The sequence below is a fragment of the Pseudoalteromonas fuliginea genome (assembly GCF_000690055.1).
Classification (GTDB): Bacteria; Pseudomonadota; Gammaproteobacteria; order Enterobacterales; family Alteromonadaceae; genus Pseudoalteromonas; species Pseudoalteromonas fuliginea.
The window spans coordinates 1-17,670 of record NZ_JJNZ01000035.1; the positions used below are offsets into that span (position 1 = coordinate 1).

Genomic DNA, 17,670 nt, shown 5'->3' on the forward strand with positions numbered 1-17,670 from the left:
TTACTTCGCGCTCTTAAAAATTTAAAAATTAGCGAGGTGTAAAACCTCACCTACAACAATTAAGCACCCAACTTGTAGGTGCGAATTTACTTCGCGCATTTAAAAGCTTAAAAATTAGCGAGGTATAAAACCTCACCTACAACAATTAAACACCCAACTTATAGGTGCGAATTTAATTCGCGCATGTAAAAGCTTAAAAATTAGCGAGGTATAAAACCTCACCTACAACAATTAAGCACCCAACTTATAGGTGCGAATTTACTTCGCGCTCGTAAAAATTAGTGAGGTATAAACCTCACCTACAGCAATCAAACACCCAACTTTATAGGTGCGAATTTAATTCGCGCATGTAAAAGCTTAAAAATTAGCGGGGTATAAAACCTCACCTACAACAATCAAACACCCAACTTGTAGATGCGAATTTACTTCGCGCTCTTAAAAATTTAAAAATTAGCGAGGTGTAAAACCTCACCTACAACAATTAAGCACCCAACTTGTAGGTGCGAATTTACTTCGCGCTTGTAAAAATTTAAAAATTAGCGAGGTATAAAACCTCACCTACAACAATTAAGTATTAACTCAATCCTTTCGGGTAATCATTACCGTGCACACACCTGCGATAATTCCCCAAAAAGCAGAACCGACCGAGAGCAGCGTTAAATCTGACGCTGTAACTAAAAATGTTACAATGGCAGCTTCAGTATATTGCGAGCCATTCAATGCTTGCTGCAAACTATTAGCAATAGTGCCAAACAGTGCAATACCTGCAAGTGCCAAAATAAGTGCTTGTGGTAAACTTGCAACTAGCCCAACTAACGTTGCTGCACATAACGCCATTATTATATAAAAAACACCACCAGCAATACTTGCCCAATAACGCTTATCTGGATTTTTATCCGCTTCTTCGCTCATGCAAATAGCGGCGGTTATTGCAGCTAAATTTATAGAATATGCCCCAAATGGTGCAGTTATAATATTAATGAAGCCTGTCACATTAAGTGATGCAGAAATAGGTACTTTATAATTATGTGCTTTGAGGACGGCTATACCGGGCAAATTTTGCGACGTCATAGTGACAATATAAAGTGGTAAACCAATGCTAATACATGCTTGTAAGTTAAACATGGGAGTGATGTAAGTAAATTGGCTCATTTTCCAATGCAATGCAGTCGTATCAATATTTCCCATACTCCACGCCAGTAACACACCCACAATAAGTACACTAAGCATTGCAAAGCGGGCAAAAAATCGCTTACCTACAAAGTACATAAGTACCATTAAGCCAATCACTAAAGGCATGTCGTTCATGAAATTAAACACGTCAATGCCAAACGTAACAAGTACACCAGCAAGCATGGCACATGCTAGTTCACTGGGAATACGGTTCATTATTTTTTCAAACCAGCCCGTTATTCCCGACAAAAAAACTAATAACGCCGATAGCATAAATGCACCAATCGCTTCATTCAAGTTATACCCTTGAGCGCTTGAAATAAGTAATGCAGCCCCAGTCGTAGACCATGCAATTAATACCGGCACTTTATAATAATACGATAAACCAATGGAACTAAGCCCCATAACCAAACCAAGCATTAAAATCCAGCTGGCAACTAAATCAGGAGTGCCTCCTAGGGTAATTACGACTTGGTAAATCAACGCAATTGAACTCGAAAAGCCAATAATAACCGCTACGAGTCCTGCTGTAATTCGATTAAGCAACTGATCAGAAACCGCCATAAATCCCTCTAATATTTATTTTTATGTACACAACATACGTGGCTAATATTTTCTTTGCAATTAACTATTACGCTACAAAAAGTGAAATAAATTCATTTTTATTTTTTACCTAAATTAATGACCAAACCAACATAAAACTATTGTATTAAACAGAATAAAAAAGTTATCAAAAAAAATCTAAAGCCCGCTAAAACACTGGAGAAACCAGTACATAACCACTCAATATTTGTACCTATAAAAAATAACCATAAGTTTAATAAGGGATTTAAAAATAAAGTGCTTAACACTTTTTGATTACATTTATTCGCTTGATCTAATCTAATTTATGCTATAAAACGTAACAAATAGTTAACTTAAAACACCAAAAGAGAAACAGATGAAAAAAGTTGCAGTCTTAATTATTGCCATTCCCTTGTCGGCATTTGCACTTTATGAACTATTTATTCATACCGACCACACTGCAGAACCAATTGCACCTGTAGCAATTGACTTAGTGCCGGTTAGTACTCTTCGTACACAAAATACACATGCGCCAGCCCCTATTGATATGAGTAAAGATCCTATTAATGTCAAAGCGGTTTCAGCCCCAAAACAAAATATGACATTTAATGAATTTGATGCTGTAAACCGCCTCTCAAATAAAGCAAAACAAGTACTTATAAATGCAAAAGTGTTACCAACTGACTTACATAATGAAGCTTACATTGAATTTGACTTAGCTTCATTGCAGGCATTAAAAGCGGGCGAAAACTTCGACTTAGCAATTCCTCAAACAGCCGAAACGTTCACAGCTGAGATCACTAATGTTATTGAATCAAGCAACGGTGATAAAAGTATATTTGGCCGCGTAGTTGGCGTAGATGGCGCAATGCACAACACAGTATTAACCGTAGGAAAAGACGCCGTATACGGGCAATTTACGGCACCTTCGGGTAATTACGTATTTGAAAGTAAAGGTAAGTATGGCTGGATAGCTGCAAAACGTGATTTATATAAAAATCATATAGAACATGACGTAACGGCACCTAAACCTAAAATTGAAAAAGGTGTAGACATATTTGCACCAAAAATAGATGGCTAATTAACCAAATTAAAAATTTGAGCGCACCCGTTGCGACAATATTTTAAACACCAAAAATCAACCACACTAAGAGTAAGGAAATACAATAATGAAAAAAGTAATCACTACAACCGCTGTTGCAGCAGCACTATGTGTAGCAAGTGTTGCACAAGCAGAGACTATTGATATCGGTATTTTATATACAGATCAGTCAGCAGCGGCTACTAGTAATATCAACACTAAAATCAATCAGCTAATTGCCTTTACAAATCAGGTTTATAGCCAAAATGGTGTAGGTATTACGCTCCGTTTAGCGGGTACACAAAACCTAGGTGACTATGCCATTACACCATCAGAGCAGTGGCTTGATTCGGTAACCGAAAGCAGCTATGTAGATGGTTTACGCAGCGATTGGAAAGCCGATATGATTGCCGTACTAGGTACTGGCGAAAGTGCTGGAAATGGACTTATTTCATGTGGTTTAGCATGGGTTGGACAAGGTACTAACGGCAACCTATACAACTCAATGAGCGACCGCATGTATTCAATTACAGCTATTGATTGTGGTGCAACTACGTTTGTACATGAACTTGGTCATAACCAAGGCTTAGCACATTCACGTAAACAGGGTGATACTTCTGGTGGTGTATACACTGACGGTATGGGTCACGGTGTACAAAATGAGTTTGCAAGTATTATGGCCTATCCACATGTATATGGAAGTGCAACACAGTACGACTACTTCTCTAATCCTAATTGGAGTGTAAATAACATACCATTTGGTGTAACTAACCAGTCGTATGCTATTCGCACTGTAACAGCAACTAAAACAAGCATTGCCAATTTTAAATAAATGCTTATAAAAGTGGGCTATCCATTACCCACTTTTAAAAAATAAACATTATAACCTTCCCCCAAGAGCGCTTAGCGCTCTTTTTTGGTAAAGCTTAATGTACAACCATTTTTTGCTTTATAGCGGGCATTAACGTTTTACCGTCACCATCAACTTTGCTTAATAATTTAAGACCCATTACTTTTGCAAGCACAGGATAAATATCAAGATTACTTACTTTATCTAAGCTAATTCCTTCTTTAAAAGCAGGGCCACTAGCTATAAACGTAGCAGCCATGTCATCGGTATAGGCATAGCCATGCGTACCTAAATACATCGGCTTTTTAGTATTAGTAAACACCGCAGGTGCTGTGGTTTGTACAACGATATCGCCCACACGCGTACCTTTATTATAATGATAGCCTGCTAATTGTTCATCAGTTAAAACGGTATAACGTCCTTTAGCCGCTTTTTCTAAACGCGCTTTATAGCCTGCTATATCAGCATTTTCAGCATTCGGTTGTGTATAAATAAGTAAACGAGGGCCTGTATTTTTAACTAAAAAGTTTTCATCTTGAGGCAATGTTGTTACATCAATACTTTTATCTGGGTTTACGCTCGTCATACCGTGATCCGATACAATTACTAGGTTTACGTCTTGCTCTAATTTGCGTAAGCGAGTTTGTAATTGCCCCATCAACTCATCAAGCTGTTTAACTGCATCTCGAGTTTGTGGTGCGTCTGGCCCAAATTCATGACCCATGCTATCAACCAACGAAAAGTAACTTGCAATAAAACGCGGGCGCTGTGCTTTTGGTAAACTTAACCACTGAATAATTTGATCTACACGGCTTTGGTAATCGCTATATTTAGAATAATGGTAAAAGTAATCGGGGGTCATGCCGTTAAATAACGCATCCGACTCAGGCCAAAAGTACGTTGCTGATTTAAGCCCCTGCATTTTTGCTAAATTCCAAAGAGGAATACCTTTTACCCAAGTGCTATCGCCAAGTGCTTTACCCATACTGTAACACTCATTTCTGCGGGCTTTATCGCAAAAGTTATTATCAACAATACCGTGATTGACAGGAAGTAAGCCCGTAATAATAGAAATATGATTAGGAAACGTTTTAGTAGGATAAACAGGTATTAACTTTTGCGCGCGAACGCCGCGATCGGCCATTGCCTTTAAATTTGGCGCACCGTGCTTTTCAATGTAATCCCAACGCAGACCATCAATTGATACAAGCACCACCGTTTGTTCTTTTGCTGCAAGTGCAACATTACTCATTCCTGTTAATAGGCAAATTGATATTACCTTTAAGATCCACTGCTTCATTATAAATACCCGCCTAGTTAAAAGTGCGCTAAATACTGAAAATAATGATTTGATAATACAATTGACTGCCAGCAAATGATACAAGCGCCTGTACCTAACTCATCTAGGTGTATATATTAACGTAAGTATATTAAAAAAGAATGACACCGCGCACTCACTTTGCCAGTCATCAACAATCAAAAAGGACAACGATGACTATTGATTTTAGTAAAAAAATAACCCCTGCGCGCATGTATCGCACAACATCTAACTTGCAAATGGCGCTTGAAAGCGACCGAGGTCGTATAATAAACAGTGCCGCTATTCGTCGTTTGCAACAAAAAACACAAGTATTTCCACTTGAGCGTAATGCAGCCGTTCGTTCGCGCCTTACTCATTCGCTTGAAGTACAACAAGTTGGTCGTTTTATAGTGCAGCGTATTTTTGCTAATTTAAGCTACCAACAACAAAAAGACTACGGCCTAACAGGAGTAGAACGCCCACTAGAAAGCCTAGTAGAAATGGCCTGCCTCATGCACGACATAGGCAATCCGCCATTTGGACATTTTGGCGAAGCAGCTATAAATCATTGGTTTAATAATAATTTGCTAAGCGTTACACCCGAACGTTGTAAAGAGCCAAATACAGGCATTGGCGTTGTTTTTAAACACCTTGCACTGGATATTTGTAACTTTGAAGGTAATGCGCAAGGCATACGTATTATTCACTCTTTGCAAACACTCAATCTAACCTACAGTCAAAGTGCGGGGATTTTAAAGTACACCCGCCCAGCAGGCCTTGATACAAAAGACATACCACAAAATAAAAACTACTTAATGAAAAAAGTTGGGTATTACTACAGCGAAAAAAGCTTCGTAGAAACACTACAAAAGGAATTAACCATAGAGCCTTATTGCCGTCATCCTGCCAGTTATATAATGGAAGCTGCTGATGATATTTCATATTGTCTTGCCGACATTGAAGACGCTGTAGAAAAAGATATTATAAGCACTGAGCTATTATGCATTCAGCTTAAAAGTCACTATAAAAAAGCACTTATAAATCTCACCATTGACGATTCTGAACACCTAGATTTTGTAGATAAAGCCGTAGACTACGCACTCGAACGCGCCAAAGCACAACCATATAACTTTAACAGTGAATTTTTTATATACTTGCGCGTTTCACTCCTGCACCCGCTGGTGAGTCATGCGGCAAAACGCTTTATCGAAAACATAGAGCCGATTTATCATGGCGACTTTAATCATGCCCTTTTAGAGGACAGAAGTCACCTGCATGCTGTTACCAAAGCATTAAAAAATGTAGCGCTTAAATATGTGTTTTCAAACAAAGAAGTCGAAAAGCTCGAACTGCAAGGCTATAGAATCATTAACGGCCTACTTGATTGCTATAAACCATTACTATTATTAAATAGCGACGATTTTAAACGTGCGCTCAATGGCGATTCACGATTGTTAATCGAGTCAAGATTAGTTAAAAAGCTATCTAAAAAGCACTTAAACAGCTACTCACATGCCATTAACGCCATGCAAGAAGAACCTGATCACTTTGCCGCATACGAGTTTTATTACCGTTGTAGATTGATTCAAGATTACATAAGCGGCATGACCGACCAATTTGCCTACGACGAGTATCGTAGCTTAATGGTAATAGACTAATAACGCGGTAAGTTCTAGGCTCTGTCGCCTTTCAGGATTAAAATTTGTTCAATTTAGGGGCAGCGCATGTTTGGCATTTATGCTGTGTTATTGCCTATTTATGGGGAGCAACCACACTGCATAGACTCTGCCTTGCCTAAATACCAGACATACAACCTCGAAAGATAAGCAGGCCCTAGATAAATTTTAGTTTTGCGCTTAAAATCGAACTATTAATGTTTAAGCGCTATTTACCTTTATGATCACTTTACTAACACGCCTTACCTTTTGTTTTGCCCTATTTTATAGCGTTAACAGCGCAGCATATAACGAAGCCATGTGCATACTTATAAAACAAGAAATACAGCAAAATAGTGGCGATAAAACAAGTCGAAAATACAGAAACGCAATACGCGACTACAACAATAACTGTAACAAACCCAAACAAGCCCAAACATACCCAAAGCCGCCAATAGAAACAGCTCCGGTTATAACACCAGTGCAATCTCAAGTTGTGGAGCCAACACTTAACACGCCACAAAATCCAGCAACACTACAAATGCCACTGCCCGTTAGTATTGAAAATGAGCAACAACAAAACACGATTGAACAGCCAAATATTAATAATGAAGTAATAATAAATGCAGAGCCTCAAGCCAAATCAGTTATTGATCAACAAAGTACACAGCCACTAAAAAGCAGTGTACCTGTAAAGGTTAAAACACCAGCAAATATAACTGCTCCCGTAGCAAAACCAGCACCGGTTATTGTACCTGTACCAATAGATCAAAGTTCGCTGCTTTTACCTAGCTTATTATTTGTAATAGTAATACTTATTGCTGTGATGGTATTAATACGTTTACGTCGCACTAAACAAAGTAAAGCCGAAATTATTGCGCCTGTGGTAACTGAAACACAGGTACTTAAATCACAAAAAATAGCCCCACCATTAAACGTAACTACGAAAGATGCGCCAACCAAGCAAACGCCAATCAATGCGCCTGAAATAATAGATGAAAATAAAACAATAAAGAGCAACCAGCCACAATTAAAAGCCAATAAAACACAAAAAATAAACACCGACCACAACAATATTGACGAAGTCTTGCCTACAACATTAGCGCAAACAAACGAAGCAACGTTTACTGAAATAAAACCAAAATCAGAACCAAACTACACCGAATTTGCAGCAGCCGCTAAAACCACTGAAGCGCAAGTTAACAAAGCCAATCGCTTCACTGAGCCACAAGTACAAGAACTTGACCCCCATGCTCAGCCGATAAAAAAACAACCTAAACAAACAACACAATCTTCTGCAACCGTGCACAGTAATACACTCATAAATAATGAGATAAAACCGGTTATCGCAAGCCCAGAACCGTTAAAACCTAGCGAAACTACTGACGATTTACATACACCTAAAAAAGTAGCGACCCCAGAGTTTACCAACTTTAGTTCCGCGCACAATTTTAAAGAACCAGAAATACGCACCTTCGATCCAAATGCTCCGCTACCAGGCGAAAAAGTAATGCCAAAAGCAGCACCAAGGCCTATAAACGCAGAGCATGAAACAACAAAGAGTGCAGCTGAAAAAAAAGAAACAGTAAACAAAGCAAGCAGCAATCCATTTGCAAACTTATCGCTTGATGAAAGCTGGGATCCAAATTCGGCAGAAAAGCCAACTATAGAAGAAAAAAAACGCGCACCTAAATCACAAGCACTCATTGACGCAGAAGAACGCGCTAAAAAAATGCAAACTAAAGAATGATCTGCCTGCGATAAAAACGTAAGTGCGATTTTACATCGCGCTTTGGCTTATATAACCTTAACGCTCACCTAACTCCTGTAGACGCAAAGCTTGCTTGCGTGAAAAGCGCAGCTTTTAATTTGTAGATGGGTTTATTCGCTACAACCTTGTGCATGCCTAAACACCATGCTAGGTATAAAACCTCACCTACAACAATACAAACACCGCGCTCAACAAAGCGTAGGTGCGATTTTACATCGCGCTTTGGTTTTTAAACAAAGCTCACTCAAACACCTGTAGACGCGAAGCTTGCTTGCGTGAAAAGCGCAGCTTTTAATTTGTAGATGGGTTAATTCGCCACAACCTTGTACACGCCTAAACACCATGCGAGGTATAAAACCTCACCTACATTAATTTAAACACCACTCTCAACAAAACCGTAGGTGCGATTTTACATCGCGCTTTTGGTTTTAGTTTCAAATTACTGCGAATGACGCATAAATAACCCTAATCCGCTCATTAACCTCATCAATATACAGACAGGTTAAAAATTATGAGCCCTAAAAGGCATTTTTAACCACTGAGAATACTCACGCTTAAGATTTGGTAATTGCGTATACAGCATTTTTTTTAACTTTTTTGCAGACAACTTGCTACACGGTGATTGTTGCTCAGTAAGCATTATATTTTTTAGTAAAGCTCTACCTGCTTGTGTATCCATTAAAAAATAAATAGCAGCCCAACTACTTGCATAAAGTTTGCTGTTATCGCCTTTTTTCCACGTATCCTCTAAGCCGATTAACCAATTAATTGTAAATACACTTTTAGTAATATTGTTATTCTTTGTCCACGATCTATTTGGTTCAACAATACCTGTTTGCATATTATTTTTAGTCAGCTCAAAGTACTCCGCAAACCCTTCATTTAGCCATCTTGGTGTGTAACCCAATACAGCCTTATTTATGGCGTGCACCGCTTCATGAACCGACGTACGCATTGCACTTTGTCCATTATCATAATGAATAAAAGCAGAATTACTCCCGTGAAAATACATACCCGCAGTGTTTTTAGGGTCACCACCGCGATGCTTTATTGCCGACTCGTAAGCACTGCGAGTAGCCAAAACCGTTAGGTTTAGTTTCACCTTTTTAAGCGCATGCACACCAATTACTTGGCCATACGCCTTAAATACCGTATTGAGCTTAATGCGCAACTCTTGATTAAATGACGACGGTAAATTAGGTGTATTTAAAGTAAGATCAAAATAATCTAGCGATTCAACAAAATCAGGATTGTAAGTTGCTACTGCAAAGTCAGGCTTTTTATCACTAAAATGAGGAACGCCCTCACTGTCGGTCCACGTAAATATATCGCCATTACGTTTATATTTAACCTCACCTAACGATACATCTACGCAACGCGTATTGTTAACTTGTGATAAGTGATTATCGGCAGACACTAACGTATGTTGCAATGTCGTTGTGCTTACTTTTTCGGGCCGTTTTGTACTTAAAGGCTCAGTAACTATTTGCGATGCTAGATCGTTATATATGCGTTTAACCTCACCAATCGGGTCACTATAATTAAATACCCGTCCAGTAAAATGATTAGCAATAAGCGCCGACGCAATTAGCAGCACAAAAAATACAAACACCACACGTAATTTAGTTTTAAACATATTTATGGGTGCTCTTTCCACTGTGCTTCAAAAAGATCTTTTTGCTTACCCCTATATTCGCTGCACCACACAAAGTCGGCCGACCCTATCCCTTTTTTACGGCAACGTTTAGGTAGTTTATAAAATGTTGACCAAGCATCAAGCTTAGCAGCATCTTTATAGCTATCGCTGTGCAAAGACATGTTTGATACTTTTTGATTGAGTAGCCAATTGCTATTAGGCGTACGAGTTGAGGTAGAAGAAGTAGCCTGATAAGCGCTACCACTCTTTTTAGGCTTACTGCAGTGATTAGCAAGCTGGGTAAATAAGAATTTATCGCGTGAGGTTAAATACTCGCCTTCTTTAATAGTGTATCCATGTCTAAACTTAGACCGAATAGTTTCGCGTTCTTTTTTAATGCTATCGCAACGAGTTTGGAAGTAGGCCTCATCAGCATATAGTTTTGTAGTAAATACTGTGGTTAAAATTAGTAAGATCCATTTAATCATTATTCATTCCCTGAATTAAAACTTTAAAAGAGTGTACCTATAAATGTGAAAAAACACATCAACATTACTAATCAAAAAAGCAAAAATTAAAGCTATGGGTGGGAGTTCACATTAGCCTTGGCTTTAATAAAGCGCCCACGAGGTATAAAACCTCACCTACAATAATTTAAACAACACTCTCAACGAAACCGTAGGTGCGATTTTACATCGCGCTTTGGTCTTGGCTTTAACAAAAACACCATGCGAGGTATAAAACTGCACCTACAACAATTAAAACCCCTATTCGCCTCACATGGCGAGGTGAATAGGTGTTTAATTGCCTCATTGGACAACCTTGTAACGTGTACTACGCCCACCTGCGGCGGTTTTTTTAATGAATCCAAGCGTTTGCAAGTCCGATAAATGGCGTGTTGCGGTTGCACGGCTAACCTTAGCCACTTTTTGATACTGACTCGCACTAATACCCTGTTCAAATTGGCCATCGAGTAACTTATTAAGCACTTTTACTTGCTGCTCACCTAACTTTGTTTGATCTTTACTTGCCCAGTAATTGGTTTTAAAAATTGTTTGCTCAATATTATTAAGCGTATGGTGTATCGCATTATTGAGCGTACGTAAAAACCACTTAATCCACTTTGTAATACAAAGCTCTCCACGCTGAGTTGCTTCAAGCACTTCGTAGTAGCTTTTTCTGTCTTCTAAAATAGCCACCGACATAGCGTAAAACCGAATTGACTCAGCATGTTCTTGCGCTAATGCCAGGTCGGTTATAAGCCGTGTAATACGCCCATTACCATCCTCAAGTGGATGTATTGTTACAAACCATAAGTGTGCGATAGCTGCCCGAATAAAAGGGTCTATTTGAGGTTCATTTTGCGCTTTGTTAAACCAGTTAAAAAATAGTGAAAGCTCTTTATTTACTCGCTCTTTAGGAGGCGCTGTAAAATGTAATATCGGTTTATCTAAGCGCCCCGACACTACTTGCATAGGCTCGTCACCACGCAATTGCCCGCCTTCAATTTTAGTAAACAAGCTTTGCTCACCTGAAAACAATAAGCGATGCCAATTAAGCACTCGCTCTAAATTAAGCGCTGAGTCTGTGTTATTTATCGCATCAAGCATAATCTCTGCAAGATTATCGCTTTGCACAGTTGTTGGGTAAGGCTGCTCATCAATATTGAGCTTTTTTGCAAGTGAAGAGCGAACCGAAAATGCATTAAGTTTTTCGCCCTCAATCGCACTGGAGTGAATAATATTTGCAAGTAAGGTATCAAGGGCCTGCTGCTTTTGATGAGCAGTTTGCACGCCCATACGCCCTACTAATAAACCTTGATTATATGAAAGCTCCCTTAGCAAAGGAGCAAGCGCCGCATCATCCCACGTAAAGTTTGGCCAGTTTTGCTGTTGCCATATCCACATAGTCTTTATGTCCTAAAATTGATTAGCTTCAGTCTACGTCAATTATTCGCCTCATACAATGAGGCGAATAATTGTGTTAATTGCCTCATTACTTTTAAGCGCTACACAGAGAAGAAATAAACAAGCAATTTAAAACTAGGTGTAAACCTCACCTACATTAATTTAAACACCACATTAAACAAAACCGTAGGTGCGATTTTACATCGCGCTTTGGTCTTGGCTTTTACAAAAACACCATGCGAGGTATAAAACCGCACCTACAATAATGTAAACACCACATTAAACAAAACCGTAGGTGCGATTTTACATCGCGCTTTTGGTTTTAATTTATTTTTCGAACCTAAATAAACGCATCCATATTTGGTAATTGTATTATTTGTTCACTCAGCTTATTTGCAACTTTATTAATTATTTTTATGCATAAATGAATGTGGGATAATTCAGAAGTAAATAAGTTATTTTTGAGTTTAAATGTATATTTATCGTCCACAAGTTAACTTTACCTTATTTATAAATAATAGAATCGAATCTAAAATATAAATTACTTAAGCTAAGTTAATGACACTTTGAGATTGATAGCTCACTTAAGCAACTGCAGAAGCCCAGCTTGCTATTAGGGCGTGTGACCTTTCGTGATTAATTTTGCAGCAGACTGTTTGGTATTCAGGCAAGGCAGAGTCTATGTGGTGTGGTTATTCCCCATAAATAGGCGATAACGCAGCATAAATACCAAACATGCACTGCCTTTTGGGTTTTTTTAGGGACAATTAACTCTTTGTTGCTCGGCTTTTACTTATTCTTGCATGGATGTAAGCCAGTAGGGTAAAGCAGAAGCAGTCACCGAGCCCACTAGGTTACAAACCTCGCGGCGCGATTTAATAGCCCCTAGATTGAACAAATTTCACCCCACAAAGGTCAACACGCCCTAAATAAAACAAATATCAATTTTAATGTTCACTAGAAAACTGATAGGTTATTATTACAGTTTTTATCAATGGTTAGTTTTTCGTGGCAAATGAAGTTATACAGAAAATAATTAAGTACTTGCAGCAAAACACCGACATTGACGTGGTTTGGTTATATGGCTCCCACGCAAAAGGGACAGCCCAACCCCATAGTGACATTGACTTAGCCGTAGCATTTAAAAACTTTGATCTGGAGTTCTTTGATAAGCGCCTTAGACCAAAAGAGCTTGAGCTTGAAATAAGTAATGCACTCAACCTCAATGAGCAACTTGTTTCTATTATAGATATAAATATTATTCCAAGTTATTTAGCTTTCAACGTTATTGAATATGGAAAAATAATTATAAGCAATAATAGTGTTAGAGCGATGAAAGAGCAGCAGCGTATATATAGCCAGTTCGAATTTGAAACCATAGCGAGTAAACATGACTGATACCGGAATTACACTTTATTTAAGTGAAGTAACACGCCATATTGACGAATATATGCAAGAACTCGACGAACTCAGTCAAATCGATTCACTTAATAGCAGAGATTACCGAGCTGCAGAGCGATTACTACAGTTAATGACCGAGGTGTGTATTGGTTTATCAAAGCATTGGCTTAAGCAGCACAAAAGTAGTACCAGTAGCAACGCCTATCAAACATTTAGCGAACTTACTAATTTAGGCTTTTTGAGTGAGGTAGAACTACTGTCATGGCGTAAAATTATAGGCTTACGAAATGCTCTTGTTCACGATTACTTAAATATTGATCAAAGTATCGTTAAAACAATCATTAAAAAGCAACACTACATAACTATGCACGCATTTAGTATTAAAGCGATTACAGAGCTAAACAAAGATTCATAGATAAAACCTCACCTACAATAATGTAAACACCGCATTCAACAAAAGCGTAGGTGCGATTTTACATCGCGCTTTGGCTTATATAACCTTAACGCTCACCTAACACCTGTAGACGCAAAGCTTGCTTGCGTGAAAAGCGCAGCTTTTAATTTGTAGATGGGTTAATTCGCCACAACCTTGTACACGCCTAAACACAATGCGAGGTATAAAACCTCACCTACATCAATGCAAACACCGCGCTCAACAAAAGCGTAGGTGCGATTTTACATCGCGCTTTGGCTTATATAACCTTAACGCTCACCTAACACCTGTAGACGCAAAGCTTGCTTGCGTGAAAAGCGCAGCTTTTAATTTGTAGATGGGTTAATTCGCCACAACCTTGTACATGCCTAAAGCACCATGCGAGGTATAAAACCTCACCTACAACAATACAAACACCACACTCAACAAAGCGTAGGTGCGATTTTATATCGCGCTTTTGGTTTTAAACAAAGCTCACTCATACATCTGTAGGCGCAAAGCTTGCTCGCGCGAAAAGCGAAGCTTTTAAAATAATTTACTTATATCGCATTGGCGACGGCAACCAAAAAAAGACAAGCGCCGGTCTCTCTTTGGAATCACACAGCCCCTCAATTTCACTTATCTTTAAACACAAAATTATTATGAGCGTAAACGCCATGAAAGCATCACTTTCACATCCCTGTACGCTGCCCAGTTCGGATATCTCTACCCTCTCGTTCAAAACTACGTTTTTCACCCATTTGCAAGCATCGCTTTCCTCGCATTGCCTAAAGGGATTTAGGCACTTGGAATTTGTCGGGAACAAAATTCCGCCATGCGAGGTAATTACTCATTAATTATGTGTTTGCAGGTGAAGTTGAAGGGGATGATTACCAGGGCTTCAGTCTTTAAATATTTGCTGTAGGCACCCTACTTGCTCTCGTAGGAAGGGTAGCTTATTGAATTTCATATAACATTAGCAACCACAATTGCTTTACTCTTACTAAGTGAAAAGCAATTATGTATTGACTACTTAATTAAAAATCATTAGTCTTTTTTAAACAATTGAAAAGTAAGGATACTGATCATGGCTCTAGAAATTAGAATCTGCTTGGATGCAGTTACTGCAGAAGTAGTAAAATGTAAAACTGATAAAAACAATACTTTCTCACAAGATAACAATCACATAAAAAGTAAAGTAATCACCTCAGGTACACCATATATTTGGCGCAAAGAATACACTGACTCTTTAACCGCTCCTACAACAGAACAAAAAAATATAGTCAATCAATTTGCGCTTTTATCAGCACAATCAAGAAGAAACATAGCTGGAATGCTGCGAGATTTTGGCAGCGAAACATTACTTGCTATTTCTGACTTTCAAGCTCAAGTTATACCATTTTTAGCAAACAACACACATGGTATTGTTGGTTCAGGCGCCACATCAATAGAAGCTCGCAGTTCAAAATTTGTTACTTTAGCGGGTAAATATGAAGCATCTTTAAAAGATATACGGGCCGCACATAAGTCAGGCATGCCTAAATACCATATGGTCGCTTTAGAGCAAAAAGCTCTTGGACTATTTAAAGAGCTTCAAGTTAAATATCAAGCTGAACTACAACGCTTTTTGAATACTAACCGTGCAAGTCGCAGAGGTACGGTTTGGTCTAATCCTAATCGTGGTGTTCACATAGCTAAAAGTGCCAGACACTCCACTAAATTAGATATAAGTAGCACCGCAGAATTTAGAAAAATTAAATATATTGAAAACACAGGGCGTTGGCTTGGTAATGGAATGATCTTACTCGATGGCGCTTTTAGAGCAAACTCGGTTTACAACGATTACAAAAATGGTGGCGACTGGCAAAGAAGTCTATCAACTGAATTGGCCAGCTTTGGAGTTTCTACTGCATCTGGTATTTTTGTCGGTTCAATTACTACCACAGCACTAAGCTCTTTACTTATGTTAACTCCTTATGGATGGGTTATTGCTATAGGTGTAGGGTTATATGTCGGTTTTACAGCAAGTATTAAAATGAATAATTTTATGAAAAAAACTTCTGAAAACATATACGACAGAAAACCTATATTTGAAGGGACTTTTTAAATGCCCGCAGCTCATTTAGCTGGATATTCTCTGATCGTATTTATGATAGGTACTTTTGCCTCCGGCATTTTATTTTCGAGAATTTCAGTCAAACATATTAATAAAAATATGGAAAAAGATGGTGTGCTTCCCCCCAGTTGGGATAAAGGCATTGGCGCTAGTGTGTCATTTTATATATTTTCGATGTTTTTTGAACGCTCCCGTATACCAACTCCGATGTTTGATGGACGTTTTGTAGCCAAGTACTCACGTCCAATTGACAAAGTAATAGGCGCAGTCCACTTGATTTCAGTCACAGGAATGATGCTTTGCCTTTGTATTGTTTCTTATTTTTCAGAGTAGTTAATAGTAAGTTAAATTTACATATCCTAATGTTTTTGGGCATAAAAGCGTAGTCTTTAAATTATCGGCAGAAACTTATCTCGCACCTTGATTTTTACTTACAAAATTGTAAATAATTCATTCGAGTGTTTGCCTGATTGCTAGCGGCAACCAAAGAAAGACAAGCGCCAGTCTCTCTTTGGAATCACACGGCCCCCTAAATTTCACTTATCTTTAAACACAAAATCAATATGGACGTAAACGTGATGAAAGCATCACTTCCCTCGAATCCATGCGAGGTAATTACTCATTAATTATGTGTTTGCAGGTGAAGTCGAAAGGGGGAGAATTGCCTAAGCAGCAGCCTTAAAATTGGCTGTAGGCGCTCAGCTTGCTCGCGCGAAAAGCGAAGCTTTTAAAATAATTTACAAATATCGCGTTGGCGATGGCAACCAAGGGGCGCATAGCGCCATGTGTTCATTATTGAAATACATTATTTCAACAGCTTTATATACCTGAAAATTCTTTCATCCATTTTAAAATAGGCTCTTTGTTTGGGCTATAGTAACTTAAATGCGGCAAGCCTATTATTGCAGTTGACCTACCATTAATATCAGCTTTAAAACCATAACATTGCCTCTCTCCATGCTCTGCTGGAATGGTTTCAAAAGTATTTAAATTACTTTCATCACAGTACATCGATTTTAAAAAGCCAAACGGTGAGTGAAGTTTGCCATTTCCAAAAGTGATGATTACTTTTGGTCTCACTATTTCTATAACAGCTTGATGAAAAGGCCAAAAAGTACCTGCAAAGCCAAAGTTATAATCTTCGTGAGATGATGATTTTGAAGTGGTAAAAATTAAATTGCTAGCACATACATCAGCCACACTTTGGTCCAGTCCTTCAAGTAAACCTTGAATTCGCTTTTGAAGTGGAGCGGATCCTTTTGCATATTTATTGTTGCCTTGCTTAGAAGTCGATTTCTTTTTGGGTTTTTCCCATTCTTCATCTAAAAAAGCATTACTCGTGCGAACTAGTGTATCTGCCATAAAATTACCTAACTTGCATTCACCAGATCCACCCGGGTTTAAACCTAATAAATACACATCTCCTTTTTTTAAGGTTTCATGCGAGCTATAAATCCCCTCACCAAAGCGGTTATATAAATGACCAAATTGTTGTGTAGCTATGCCTAGCAGCTGTTCCTTCTTAATCCCTATATCCATATTTATTCCTTTTTTTCCTATTAAGACCTTATTGCAGAATATGATTTATACATTAAAAAATTGTAATAAACTAATTAAATGTCGAGGGTACTCACAATGAAATTTTCTTAGCAGCGGCCTTAAAATTTGCTGTAGGCGCTCAGCTTGCTCGCGCGAAAAGCGAAGCTTTTAAATTGAATTTACAAATATCGCATTGGCGATGGCAACCAAGGGGCGGATACCGCCGACCGCCCCTTGGAACCCCACGGCGCCCCTCAATTTCACT

The 17,670-nt window shown here is 38.5% G+C and carries 14 protein-coding genes; 8 read left to right on the plus strand and 6 right to left on the minus strand.

What is annotated here, in order from left to right:
- Positions 1-579: 579 nt before the first annotated feature.
- Positions 580-1,737, minus strand: coding sequence for a benzoate/H(+) symporter BenE family transporter (locus DC53_RS09365; protein ID WP_033030030.1), 1,158 nt, complete (start codon positions 1,735-1,737; stop codon positions 580-582).
- A gap of 376 nt (positions 1,738-2,113) precedes the next feature.
- On the opposite strand from DC53_RS09365, the gene DC53_RS09360 reads away from it, so the two are divergent.
- Both DC53_RS09360 and DC53_RS09355 read left to right on the plus strand, forming a co-directional pair.
- Positions 2,114-2,818: a protease inhibitor BamI-like protein gene (locus DC53_RS09360; RefSeq protein WP_033030033.1), complete on the plus strand. Its 705-nt coding sequence runs from the start codon at positions 2,114-2,116 to the stop codon at positions 2,816-2,818.
- Positions 2,819-2,906: 88 nt separating this feature from the next.
- Complete coding sequence (locus DC53_RS09355) at positions 2,907-3,650, plus strand: M12 family metallo-peptidase (protein ID WP_007378991.1); 744 nt, start codon at positions 2,907-2,909, stop codon at positions 3,648-3,650.
- 94 nt (positions 3,651-3,744) lie between these two features.
- On the opposite strand, the gene DC53_RS09350 is transcribed toward DC53_RS09355, so the two are convergent.
- Positions 3,745-4,968, minus strand: a complete 1,224-nt coding sequence (locus tag DC53_RS09350; protein ID WP_033030035.1) for an alkaline phosphatase family protein — start codon at positions 4,966-4,968, stop codon at positions 3,745-3,747.
- 191 nt (positions 4,969-5,159) lie between these two features.
- On the opposite strand from DC53_RS09350, the gene dgt reads away from it, so the two are divergent.
- Positions 5,160-6,626 carry a dGTPase gene (gene dgt / locus DC53_RS09345; RefSeq protein ID WP_033030037.1) on the plus strand — a complete coding sequence of 489 codons (1,467 nt, stop codon included), beginning with the start codon at positions 5,160-5,162 and terminating at the stop codon, positions 6,624-6,626.
- Between the two features lie 238 nt (positions 6,627-6,864).
- Positions 6,865-8,373, plus strand: a complete 1,509-nt coding sequence (locus DC53_RS09340; protein ID WP_033030039.1) for a hypothetical protein — start codon at positions 6,865-6,867, stop codon at positions 8,371-8,373.
- 523 nt (positions 8,374-8,896) lie between these two features.
- On the opposite strand, the gene DC53_RS09335 is transcribed toward DC53_RS09340, so the two are convergent.
- The 3 genes from DC53_RS09335 to DC53_RS09325 all read right to left on the minus strand — a co-directional run bounded on the left by DC53_RS09335 (position 8,897) and on the right by DC53_RS09325 (position 11,937).
- Positions 8,897-10,030 (minus strand): DUF1570 domain-containing protein, encoded by a 1,134-nt coding sequence (locus tag DC53_RS09335; protein WP_033030041.1) that lies wholly within the window; start codon positions 10,028-10,030, stop codon positions 8,897-8,899.
- A 2-nt stretch (positions 10,031-10,032) separates the two neighbouring features.
- On the minus strand, positions 10,033-10,518 hold the full coding sequence (locus DC53_RS09330) for a hypothetical protein (RefSeq protein ID WP_033030043.1): 486 nt from the start codon (positions 10,516-10,518) through the stop codon (positions 10,033-10,035).
- Between the two features lie 321 nt (positions 10,519-10,839).
- Positions 10,840-11,937, minus strand: coding sequence for a Fic family protein (locus DC53_RS09325; RefSeq protein ID WP_007379068.1), 1,098 nt, complete (start codon positions 11,935-11,937; stop codon positions 10,840-10,842).
- A gap of 1,008 nt (positions 11,938-12,945) precedes the next feature.
- Here DC53_RS09325 and mntA point away from each other — a divergent pair.
- The 4 genes from mntA to DC53_RS09300 all read left to right on the plus strand — a co-directional run bounded on the left by mntA (position 12,946) and on the right by DC53_RS09300 (position 16,199).
- Positions 12,946-13,335: a type VII toxin-antitoxin system MntA family adenylyltransferase antitoxin gene (gene mntA, locus DC53_RS09320; RefSeq protein ID WP_007379066.1), complete on the plus strand. Its 390-nt coding sequence runs from the start codon at positions 12,946-12,948 to the stop codon at positions 13,333-13,335.
- A complete protein-coding gene (gene hepT, locus DC53_RS09315; RefSeq protein ID WP_007379065.1) occupies positions 13,328-13,753 on the plus strand; it encodes a type VII toxin-antitoxin system HepT family RNase toxin in 426 nt (141 codons plus the stop codon). Before mntA ends, hepT begins: the two co-directional genes overlap by 8 nt.
- A 1,084-nt stretch (positions 13,754-14,837) precedes the next feature.
- Positions 14,838-15,857, plus strand: a complete 1,020-nt coding sequence (locus DC53_RS09305; protein WP_033030047.1) for a hypothetical protein — start codon at positions 14,838-14,840, stop codon at positions 15,855-15,857.
- On the plus strand, positions 15,858-16,199 hold the full coding sequence (locus tag DC53_RS09300) for a hypothetical protein (protein WP_033030048.1): 342 nt from the start codon (positions 15,858-15,860) through the stop codon (positions 16,197-16,199).
- A 486-nt stretch (positions 16,200-16,685) separates the two neighbouring features.
- Here the strand turns inward: DC53_RS09300 and DC53_RS09295 are convergent, their stop codons facing one another.
- Positions 16,686-17,405 carry a uracil-DNA glycosylase family protein gene (locus DC53_RS09295; RefSeq protein ID WP_008136853.1) on the minus strand — a complete coding sequence of 240 codons (720 nt, stop codon included), beginning with the start codon at positions 17,403-17,405 and terminating at the stop codon, positions 16,686-16,688.
- Positions 17,406-17,670: the final 265 nt, after the last annotated feature.